Source organism: uncultured Kluyvera sp. (genome assembly GCF_902485085.1).
GTDB classification, from domain to species: domain Bacteria; phylum Pseudomonadota; class Gammaproteobacteria; order Enterobacterales; family Enterobacteriaceae; genus Kluyvera; species Kluyvera ascorbata.
Genome location: NZ_CABTJS010000081.1, coordinates 1 through 7,706, shown reverse-complemented (window position 1 = coordinate 7,706; position 7,706 = coordinate 1). Strand labels below are relative to the sequence as shown.

General features: G+C 51.1%; 7 protein-coding genes. 3 read left to right on the top strand and 4 right to left on the bottom strand.

The window, feature by feature from the left end; genetic code table 11:
• Positions 1-265: 265 nt before the first annotated feature.
• A complete protein-coding gene (gene polA / locus RDN66_RS09385; protein WP_035892301.1) occupies positions 266-3,061 on the bottom strand; it encodes a DNA polymerase I in 2,796 nt (931 codons plus the stop codon).
• A 396-nt stretch (positions 3,062-3,457) separates the two neighbouring features.
• Here polA and RDN66_RS09380 point away from each other — a divergent pair, with 396 nt between their 5' ends.
• On the top strand, positions 3,458-4,366 hold the full coding sequence (locus RDN66_RS09380) for an acyltransferase (protein ID WP_308537802.1): 909 nt from the start codon (positions 3,458-3,460) through the stop codon (positions 4,364-4,366).
• A gap of 15 nt (positions 4,367-4,381) precedes the next feature.
• On the opposite strand, the gene dsbA is transcribed toward RDN66_RS09380, so the two are convergent.
• The 3 genes from dsbA to RDN66_RS09365 form a co-directional block, all read right to left on the bottom strand.
• Positions 4,382-5,005 (bottom strand): thiol:disulfide interchange protein DsbA, encoded by a 624-nt coding sequence (gene dsbA / locus RDN66_RS09375; RefSeq protein WP_035892299.1) that lies wholly within the window; start codon positions 5,003-5,005, stop codon positions 4,382-4,384.
• 27 nt (positions 5,006-5,032) lie between these two features.
• Positions 5,033-6,019, bottom strand: coding sequence for a serine/threonine protein kinase (locus tag RDN66_RS09370; protein ID WP_202216880.1), 987 nt, complete (start codon positions 6,017-6,019; stop codon positions 5,033-5,035).
• A 75-nt stretch (positions 6,020-6,094) separates the two neighbouring features.
• Positions 6,095-6,364 carry a YihD family protein gene (locus RDN66_RS09365; protein WP_035892297.1) on the bottom strand — a complete coding sequence of 90 codons (270 nt, stop codon included), beginning with the start codon at positions 6,362-6,364 and terminating at the stop codon, positions 6,095-6,097.
• Positions 6,365-6,433: 69 nt separating this feature from the next.
• Here RDN66_RS09365 and mobA point away from each other — a divergent pair, with 69 nt between their 5' ends.
• Both mobA and mobB read left to right on the top strand, forming a co-directional pair.
• On the top strand, positions 6,434-7,018 hold the full coding sequence (mobA, locus tag RDN66_RS09360) for a molybdenum cofactor guanylyltransferase MobA (RefSeq protein WP_202216881.1): 585 nt from the start codon (positions 6,434-6,436) through the stop codon (positions 7,016-7,018).
• Positions 7,015-7,521, top strand: a complete 507-nt coding sequence (gene mobB / locus RDN66_RS09355; RefSeq protein ID WP_202216882.1) for a molybdopterin-guanine dinucleotide biosynthesis protein MobB — start codon at positions 7,015-7,017, stop codon at positions 7,519-7,521. Before mobA ends, mobB begins: the two co-directional genes overlap by 4 nt.
• Positions 7,522-7,706: the final 185 nt, after the last annotated feature.

Genomic DNA, 7,706 nt, shown 5'->3' with positions numbered 1-7,706 from the left:
TTCGCCCAATAAAAAACGCCCCAGTCATTACTGACTGGGGCGGCTAAAATATTCAGCCAAATCCGATTACGTGAAGTAAAAGGTCTGAAAGATAGAACATCTTACCTCTGTACCCTACGAGATTAACTCTACTCTTTTTTACCCCGTACAGAAAGCACTTTTTGTAGTTTTTTTTCATTTGTTACATAACGAATTCTAATGTTCATCACAAAACTAGATAAGTTATGTTGCTTACTTACAAAAAAGAGCGTTATTCATCGGATACTTAATGAGCTTGATCCCAGTTTTCACCGCTGCCGACTTCCACCAGCAATGGCACGTCCAGAGTCGTACTGTTTTCCATTAATTCATGCACCTTCTTCGATACCGCATCCAGATCGTCTTTATGCACTTCAAAGACCAATTCATCGTGTACCTGCATGATCATACGGACGCGCGGTTTCTCGCTTTCTAACCATTTATCCACCGCAATCATCGCGCGTTTAATGATGTCGGCAGCGGTTCCCTGCATCGGGGCATTAATCGCCGCACGTTCAGCACCTGCACGGCGAGCGCCATTGCTGGATTTGATGTCCGGCAGATAGAGGCGACGACCGTCGAGCGTGGCAACATAGCCCTGCTCTTTAGCCTGCTGGCGAGTGCGTTCCATATAGTCCAGCACGCCAGGATAACGCTCGAAGTAGAGGTCCATATATTTCTGGGCTTCTTTGCGCGGGATATTAAGCTGGCGAGCCAGGCCGAAGGCGCTCATGCCGTAAATCAGGCCGAAGTTAATCGCCTTAGCGCTGCGACGCTGTTCATTGCTCACGCTTTCCAGCGGTAAGCCAAATACCTCAGCCGCGGTGGCGCGGTGGATATCCTTACCTTCGGCAAAGGCTTTCAGCAGGCCTTCATCGCGAGACAGGTGCGCCATAATACGCAGTTCGATTTGCGAGTAGTCGGCAGAGACGATGAGGTAATCTTCAGGGGCAATAAACGCCTGGCGAATACGGCGCCCCTCTTCATTACGCACCGGTATGTTCTGCAAGTTTGGATCGGTTGAGGACAAACGCCCGGTTGCGGTGACCGCCTGGTGATAGGAGGTATGAACACGGCCAGTTTTCGGGTTGATCATCAGCGGCAGCTTATCGGTATAAGTCGATTTCAGTTTCGCCAGACCACGATACTCCAGAATCACTTTCGGCAGCGGGTAGTCGAGCGCCAGCTCTTCCAGCACTTCTTCCGATGTCGACGGCGCGCCGCCCGGCGTTTTCTTCAGCGGCTTGATGCCCTGCTTTTCAAACAGAATGGTCTGCAGCTGCTTCGGCGAGGAGAGGTTAAACTCTTCACCGGCAATTTCGTAAGCCTTTTGCTCCAGCTCTACCAGGCGCTTAGCAATCTCCTGCGAGTGCGCATGTAATACAGCAGGATCAATCTTCACGCCGTTGCGCTCAACGCGTGACAGCACCGGCACCAGCGGCATTTCAATCTCGTTAAAGATGCGCAGAGGTCCTTCATGCTTCTGCAGCTTCGGCCACATCTTCAGGTGCAGCTGGAGCGTCACATCGGCGTCTTCTGCCGCATAGCGACCGGCTTCTTCCAATGCAATCTGGTTGAAGGTCAGCTGGTTTTTACCTTTGCCAGCAATCTCTTCAAAAGTGATCGTTTTGTGTTTCAACCAGCGGTCAGAGAGGCTGTCCATATCATGGCGGCCGACAACGCTATCCAGCGTATAGGACTCCAGCATGGTGTCATAGGCGATACCGCGCAGTTCGATGCCGTAGTTAGCAAGGATACCGCGGTCGTATTTCAGGTTCTGGCCAACCTTCAGCAGCTTTTCGTCTTCCAGCAGCGGCTTGAGAAGTTCCAGTGCGCGTTCCCGGGAGATCTGGTCTGGAGCATCGAGGTAGTCATGCGCAACTGGCACATAGGCAGCGATGCCCGGCTCGGTCGCAAACGACAAGCCCACCATATTGGCAGAGATATTGTCCAGGCTATCGGTTTCGGTATCGAAAGCGAACAGCGGTGCTTTTTTCAGCTTCTCAATCCAGCTTACCAACGTGGCTTCATCGAGAATGGTGACATAGTTTTCGGATGACAATGTGGCTGCCGTTTCTTCAACTTCAACCTCAATTTCAACGTCGGCGGCTTTACCAGCAGGCTTAACGGCTGGTTTCGAGCCCTTGGCCTGCATCCAGGTGCCGGACTCTACATCGGTGATCCAGCGCTTAAATTCGTATTTTTTGAACAGCGTTAACAGCTCATCGGCCGCAGGCTCCGCAACAATCAGCTGCTCACAGCCCAGCTCCAGCTCAACGTCCGTTTTGATGGTTGCCAGCTTATAGGAGAGGTAGGCCAGATCTTTGTTCTGCTCAAGCTTCGCCGCCATGGTCTTCGCACCACGGAAGGTTAACCCGGCGATTTTTTCCGGTTCACCGTAGAGCGTATCCAGGCCACCCAGCCCTTGCAGCAGCGCCTGCGCGGTTTTTTCACCCACGCCCGGCACACCCGGAATGTTATCCGAGGAGTCGCCCATCAGCGCGAGGAAGTCAATAATCAGCTCCGGCGGCACGCCGTATTTGGTCACGACTTCATCCGGGCCAAGAATGGTATTGGTCATGGTATTGATAAGCGTAATACCCGGTGTGACGAGCTGCGCCATATCTTTATCCCCGGTACTGATGAGCACCGGACGGCCCGCTTTTTCAGCTTCACGCGCCAGTGTGCCGATCACGTCATCCGCTTCAACGCCAGAGACGGCCAGCAGCGGAAGGCCCATGGCTTTCACCATAGTGTGCAGCGGTTCAATCTGCGCACGCAGATCGTCCGGCATTGGCGGGCGATGGGATTTGTAGTCTTCAAACAATTCGTCACGGAAGGTTTTTCCCTTCGCATCAAATACCACGGCGGCGTGGGTTGGCTGATACTGGAGGATCAGGCTGCGTAGCATGTTTAACACGCCGTACATCGCGCCTGTCGGCTCTCCCGCACGGTTCGTCAGCGGTGGGAATGCGTGATATGCCCGATAGAGATAAGAAGATCCATCAACGAGGATGAGAGGGTTTTCAGGGATCTGAACCATAATTTCCGTGCCTGTTTATCAGATTATGGGTAAAGGATGCCACATACGGCATGAAAACATGAGTTTTTCGCCAAAATAACGCGAAAAGATTTGCAGATCCTCGCGATCGCACGCAAAACAAATTGTGGATAAGTTTGTGAATAGTTTTATTTTACTGATAACAAATGATATGTAACCAGCGATAAAGTAAAAATTACCTAAATAATTTCAATTAGTTAACTCAAGATCAAGGTTAGTGAGAGCGATCTGTTGGTAATTCACACAGTGTGGATAGACACTATGACCATTTTTCTATTCCGGTAAGACCCGTCATTTGGCGCGTTTTCTGTTAAAATCAGCCCCTTGTGCTCTTTTATATACGCACGTTATATAACTAACTATCTGAATAAACAAACTATGTCGAGATTGCTCGCTGCGATAACGTTGCCCATCAGTATCGCACTCACCATTTTATTGACCATATTGTGCTCAATACCGATTATTCTCGCCGGCATTATTAAATTGATTTTACCGGTACCGGTGATCTGGCGTTCCGTCTCGGTATTCTGCAACTTTATGATGTACTGCTGGTGTGAAGGGCTGGCAGCGCTGCTGCATCTCAACCCCTGGCTCAAGTGGGATATTGAAGGGCTCGAGACGCTCAATAAAAAGAACTGGTACCTGCTTATCTGCAACCACCACAGCTGGGCAGACATCGTGGTGCTATGCGTGATCTTCCGCAAGCATATCCCAATGAACAAATACTTCCTCAAGCAGCAGCTGGCTTGGGTGCCCTTCATGGGGCTGGCATGCTGGGCGCTGGATATGCCATTTATGCGCCGTTATTCACGCAGCTATCTGATTCGCCACCCGGAACGCCGCGGTAAAGATGTAGAAACGACTCGCCGTTCCTGCGAGAAATTCCGCGCGCACCCAACAACCATCGTCAACTTTGTCGAAGGCTCACGCTTTACGCCTGAAAAGCGCCTGCAAACCCGTTCGCCCTATCAAAACCTGCTGCCGCCAAAAGCTGCCGGTATTGCGATGGCGCTGAACGTGTTAGGCACCCAGTTTGATAAGCTGCTCGACGTGACGCTCTGCTACCCGGAAAACGATAAGACACCGTTCTACAATATGCTCAGCGGTAAACTGACGCGCATTGTGGTTCGTGTGAATCTGCGTCCGATTGACCCGGAGATGCATGGTGACTACGTGGGAGATAAGAACTTTAAGCGACGCTTCCAGCTATGGCTGAATGCGCTGTGGGAAGAGAAAGATCATCAGATTACAGACATCAAAGCAGAATACAAAAACGCCGGTCATTGACCGGCGTTTTCTTTTTTATTTCTTCTCAACAAGCTGTTTTACGGTATCAGCATACTGAGCGACAAAGACGTCCATATTGCTGGTGTCCATGCCCTGCGGGTTCAGCTGGTATTTGCCGTTAACAAACATTGCTGGCACGCCCTGCAGCTGCAGATCGGCTGCCGCTTTTTCCTGCTGCGCGACCAGAGATTTCACCACGAAGCTGTTCCAGGCGGCGTCATAATCTTCGCCCTTCACGCCAGCGTCGGTGAAGACTTTACGGATATCCGCAACGGTCTGCACGGTCTGGGTTTTCTGTACCGCTTCAAACATCGGTGCAGTAATCTGATCTTCAACGCCCAGCGCCATCGCTACCGCCCACGCCTGAGTCAGGTCTTTGCCCAATGGGCCCAGGAACTCAACGTGGTATTTGGTCATTTTAGTGCCTTCCGGCAGCTTTTTCTTCACGTTGTCAGAAACGTGCAGAACTTCTTCAAACTGATAGCAATGCGGGCAGTAGAAGGAGAAGAACTCCAGCACCTGCGGCTCACCTGCAACCGGCTTATCAATCGTAACGTATTGTTTGCCGTCGGTAATCTGAGCAGCGGATGCGCTGAATGCCAGAATCATACCTGCCAGCGCAAGCCAAACCTTTTTCATAACTCACTCTCTCCTGACTGTGTCGAATTAATACATTGGCGTTAACTGAAGAGGGGGTTCCTGTAGAACCTTCACCTGCTCTATAAAAGTTGCGATCTGCCGATGCCAGAAATCTTCCCCGGTTAACCAGGGAAAATTTTTCGGAAATGCAGGGTCATCCCAACGCCTGATAATCCAGGCAAGATAATAAACCAACCGCATTGCACGTAAAGGCTCAATCAGTGCCAATTCGTCTGAATTAAAGCTGCTGAATTCTTCGTAAGCCTCAACGATGGTTTCAAGCTGCATACGTCTCTCTGCCTGAGAGCCGTTAAGCAACATCCAGAGATCCTGAACTGCAGGGCCGTTGCGCGCATCATCGAGATCGACAAACAGCGGGCCGTCGCGCCAGAGAATATTTCCAGCGTGGCAGTCACCGTGTAAGCGCAAGGCATCGAAACGCCCGTGCCATAGCCCCATGACCTCATCGATCAAATCGTCGGTTGCTTTCAGGAAACGGTCTTTTAAGCCAGCAGGAATGAGCGCCGAATGCTCAAAGAGGGCTCGTGGTTCAATGAGATACTCTTTAACACCAATAGAAGGACGCGCGGTAAAGCGGGATTTGCGGCCCGTCTGGTGCATACGCCCAAGATAGCGCCCAACCCACTCCATCTGATCCAGATTATCGGATTCGAACTGGCGACCGCCCATGCTAGGGAAGACGGCAAAATAGAAACCTTCGTGTGTTAGCAGCGTCTGGTCATTAAAAACGATAGGTGCCGCAACGGGAACTTCATCCTGAACCAGTTCAAGCGCGAACTGATGTTCTTCAAGAATCTGCGCCGCTGACCAGCGTTCCGGACGATAGAACTTCACCACCATGCGGCGGCGATCTTCATCCTGAAACTGATAAACCCGGTTCTCATAGCTGTTAAGAGGGGTAAGTCCAGAATCAACCCGGATACCCTGCTCGAATAGGGCATCAATGATGGTATCCGGGTGGAGAGTCTGGAATGTGAAAGCCTTGTCGTTCATCCTGACATCCGATAACGATACGAATGATTCAGGATATCATTTCACAGTGATTTGAGTGGCTCTGCTTACAACCTTTTACTCTTTTATTACGCCGCGAGCGCGTAGCAGCGCGGTTTTAAAGTCTTCTTCATAATCTTTCTGAATACCCGGAATGACCGCATCCTTGGCCGAGTCACGCATTTTCAGATGATAGATCAGAATATCATCCGTTAAATCGGCCAATTCGCCGTCATAGCCTGACTCCTTCGCCAGTTTCTGCAAAAATTGCAGTAAATTCAGCTCAGGCTCTTTCTGCCAGGCTGGCTGGAGGAGTTCGATAACTTCATTCAGACGTTTACATTTCATGGTCGTGCTCCTTACGCTTGATGGAGACACGTTAGCAGGGTAAACCACACAATAAAAGAGGCGATAGCGGTGAATGCACAGAGCCAGATAACCGGCGTGGTATTAGCAGGCGGTAAAGCCTCAAGAATGGGCGGTCAGGATAAAGGATTAATGCTGCTTAACGGCAAACCATTGTGGCAGCACGTTGCAGATTGTCTGTGTTCGCAGGTGAATGATGTCGTCATTAGTGCTAATCGCAATCTGGATATCTATCGGCAGAGCGGCTTAACGGTCATTGCTGATACGCTGTCGGGTTATCCAGGGCCGCTTGCCGGGCTGTTATCGGTTATGCAGCAGAGAACCGCCGAGTGGTTTCTGTTTTGCCCCTGTGATACGCCGTTTATTCCCAATAATCTGGTTGAACGCCTGGTGGCAGGACGTCATGACGCGCCCGTCGTTTGGGTGCATGATGGCGATCGCGATCACCCTGCAGTGGCGCTTGCCCACCGCAGTCTCGCCCCGCAGATCGTAGATTATCTTGCTAGCGGCGAACGCCGCGTGATGGTATTTATGCGTCAGGTTGGCGGCCATTCTGTCGATTTTAGCGACATGAAAGCGGCATTTCGCAACATGAATACGCCGGAAGATTTGCTGCTTAATCAGGAAAAATCATGATTCCATTGTTAGCCATTGCCGCCTGGAGCGGGACGGGGAAAACGACGCTATTGAAAAAGCTCATACCTGAGCTTTGCCAGCTCGGGATTCGCCCTGGCCTCATCAAGCATACTCATCACAATATGGATGTCGATAGGCCGGGTAAGGACAGCTATGAACTCCGTAAGGCAGGGGCAGCACAGACTCTGGTGGCGAGTAAACAGCGTTGGGCACTGATGACGGAAACACCGGAAGAAGAGGAGCTCGATCTGGCTTTTCTGGTGAGCAGGATGGACGCATCGAAGCTGGATCTGGTGTTGGTTGAAGGGTTCAAACATGAATCCGTCGCTAAAATTCTGCTATTCCGCCAGGATGCCGGACATGCAGTGAGTGAGTTGACTATCGATGAACATACGATTGCTGTCGCCAGCGATATTCCACTAAACGTTGATGTGCCGGTGCTGGATTTGAATAATTTGCAGGAAATAGTGGCGTTTATTGTGGCGTGGTTAGAAACAGAATAGTGGGCCGGATAAGGCGTTTTCGCCGCCATCCGGCAGTGTGCTTCACCGCGCTTTCCTTTTCCACACACGCAAAAAAGCCCATCCGTCAGGATGGGCTTCTTCACTGATTGATGCCTGGCAGTTCCCTACTCTCGCATGGGGAGACCCCACACTACCATCGGCGCTACGGCGTTTCACTTCTGAGT